The following is a 1775-nucleotide window of genomic DNA, read 5'->3' on the forward strand; positions in this document are numbered from 1 at the left end:
AAATGCGTAAGTAATGATTAGACATGGCATGTCGTGCAGACCCGGCGCGAGGCCGGGTCTGCGACTTCAATTAACGCGCGTTTTGCTTGATGAAATCGTGAATGCTGGTGTCCTGCGCCATATCGCTAATGGTATCGGTCATGACGCTATTAACCGCATCGGCGATATTTTTATTCGAGGCCTGGAAGGCGCCTTCAACAGAGTAGCTGGCACGATAGTTTTTCGTCATCTTATTGCCGTTGGCGGCAGTGGCAACGATCGCAATATCGGCTTTGGTCGCAATGTTGTAACGCACGTTACCTTGAGAAACGTCGGCGTACAGTTTATTCACGATGATTTGCAGATCCACGGCGCCGTTCGGGCCAATCATATAGCCACGCGAGGTCATCTGTTTCTCGAGCACTTCCTGCAACAGGAAGCGCAGGTCGCGGGAAGCGGTGAGCGTAACCTGTTGGTTATCGCGGGTGACTTTCGCCAGCGCCTGATCCGGACGCTGATCGGCGCCGTTAATGCTGACGGTCACGCCCATCAGACTGGGATCCTGCTGCGGCAGGGTGATTTTCGGTGAAACATCGATGGTAGTCGGCGGAGTGGCGCATCCGGCCAGCATAAACAGCGCGACCAAAGGAAAAAGAATTTTCTTAAACATGTTCAGGGTCTCAACGCATGGTGGAGTGGTAATGAGGAAAATTCCCGCCATCATAACATCGCCAACGGCAAGGGGAAGTGGCAACGCATGTAAATTCATCGCCTTGTGCGTTTTCTGTCCTGACTGCATCTCTTATCGCAACGCAGGCAGGGCTTTCAGGACACCGAACCACTAAAGCCGATACTTTTGCATGAAAATATCAGAGGAATGCTAATTTTTTGTTGTTTTCGCCCAATGGAAGCGGTAAAAGCGGCTAACATTTAAAGGGAATGGCGGCAATACAGCGTTGTCGGAGGAGAAAATTCATGATGATACGTGAACAGATCGAAGCAAAACTTAGGGCAGCGTTCGACCCGGTGTATCTTGAAGTCGTGGATGAAAGCTATCGCCACAACGTTCCTGCGGGCTCTGAAAGTCATTTTAAAGTGGTGTTGGTGAGCGATCGCTTCCTTGGCGAGCGTTTTCTTAATCGTCACCGTATGATTTACGGAACGTTGACTGAGGAACTATCAAGCACCGTGCACGCTCTGGCGTTGCATACCTATACAATCAAAGAGTGGGAAGGGCTACAGGATACCGTCTTTGCTTCTCCTCCTTGTCGCGGGGCTGGAAGTATCGCGTAGAAATCGCATTTGCAACCGCTGGAGCTTTTCCAGTATGTTGCGTGAAGATTTATGAGAAAACGGCCTGCGGGCCGTTTTGTTTTGCCTGGAAAATGTGCAATTCACGCATATTTACAGGCAAATTTGCTCGGGAAATGTGAAAAAAGCCGCAGCAGTGGGCGACAACCGTTCTCGACTCACAAAAGTGATGCCGCTATAATGCCGCGTCTTTTATTATGAATGTCTTCGGGATGATTCTGACGACAGGGAATGTGTTTCTGATTTGAAGAGGGCATCCCGGTTCTGCGAAGCAACCTGTTCGCGCTTCCAGAGTTGACCGAGCACTGTGATTTTTTTGAGGTAACAAGATGCAAGTTTCAGTTGAAACCACTCAGGGCCTTGGGCGCCGTGTAACGATTACTATCGCCGCTGACAGCATCGAGAATGCTGTCAAAAGCGAGCTGGTCAACGTAGCGAAAAAAGTTCGCATTGACGGCTTCCGTAAAGGCAAAGTGCCGATGAAT

General features: G+C 50.0%; 3 protein-coding genes. 2 read left to right on the forward strand and 1 reads right to left on the reverse strand.

What is annotated here, in order from left to right; translation table 11 throughout:
* Positions 1-70 precede the first annotated feature (70 nt).
* A complete protein-coding gene (locus FQK12_RS00145; RefSeq protein WP_004848253.1) occupies positions 71-649 on the reverse strand; it encodes a lipoprotein in 579 nt (192 codons plus the stop codon).
* A gap of 305 nt (positions 650-954) precedes the next feature.
* On the opposite strand from FQK12_RS00145, the gene bolA reads away from it, so the two are divergent.
* Entirely contained in the window at positions 955-1272 is a 318-nt protein-coding gene (gene bolA, locus FQK12_RS00150) for a transcriptional regulator BolA (RefSeq protein ID WP_004133447.1), read from the forward strand.
* A 347-nt stretch (positions 1273-1619) separates the two neighbouring features.
* Positions 1620-1775 (forward strand): trigger factor (locus FQK12_RS00165; RefSeq protein WP_261392688.1); only part of this gene is annotated, 156 nt, incomplete at its 3' end.

It is taken from the genome of Klebsiella sp. ME-303, from assembly GCF_007910085.1.
In the GTDB taxonomy this organism is placed as follows: domain Bacteria; phylum Pseudomonadota; class Gammaproteobacteria; order Enterobacterales; family Enterobacteriaceae; genus Klebsiella; species Klebsiella michiganensis.